At 54.2% G+C, this 489-nt stretch carries 1 protein-coding gene; it reads right to left on the bottom strand.

The window, feature by feature from the left end:
- On the bottom strand, positions 1 to 430 hold a 430-nt coding region (locus AC1RPN_RS08310), incomplete at its 3' end, for a hypothetical protein (RefSeq protein WP_481763734.1).
- Between the last annotated feature and the right edge of the window lie 59 nt (positions 431 to 489).

Below are 489 nucleotides of genomic sequence, written 5' to 3'. Positions count from 1 at the left end.
GCATCGGGCCCTGTCGTGCCGTGAAGAGCTTCTTCAACGACTTTTTTATGTGCAGGCGTTCTTCCTTGGTCCAGTGAGCAAGCGGGTGATCGACGGACACCGTATACCCTACCTCGGGCTCTGTGTCCATCGCGAACTGGATGGTCAGGATTTTGTTAAATAGCACACTCAGGTTACGCGTTTCCGTGTCGAATGCGACTTCAGACGCCTTGTGCAAGCGGCGCATGAGCGTGTCGAATTCCTCGATCGTCTTCACGTAACGTGGCTCCGACTTCGAGCCCGCTAGATTGTGCGGATTGCGCCCAAGCACCAGATTCGCAAAATGACGGCACCAGAAACCTAGAAGGTTGGCCAGCTCACCTTGCTTGTCCAGAAGCTTGAAAAAGTCGAGGGTGGAGACGACACGAATCTGTTCGTCACCAACCTTCATCTTATGGACCCACCCGCGCTTGTACTGTGGGTGTTGCACTTGTGGAGACACAGAGTGCA

The organism is Dellaglioa sp. CoH-57-MRSF-20, assembly GCF_056781955.1.
The sequence above is the reverse complement of the archived record's forward strand: the minus strand, read 5'-3'. Positions and strand labels throughout refer to the sequence as shown.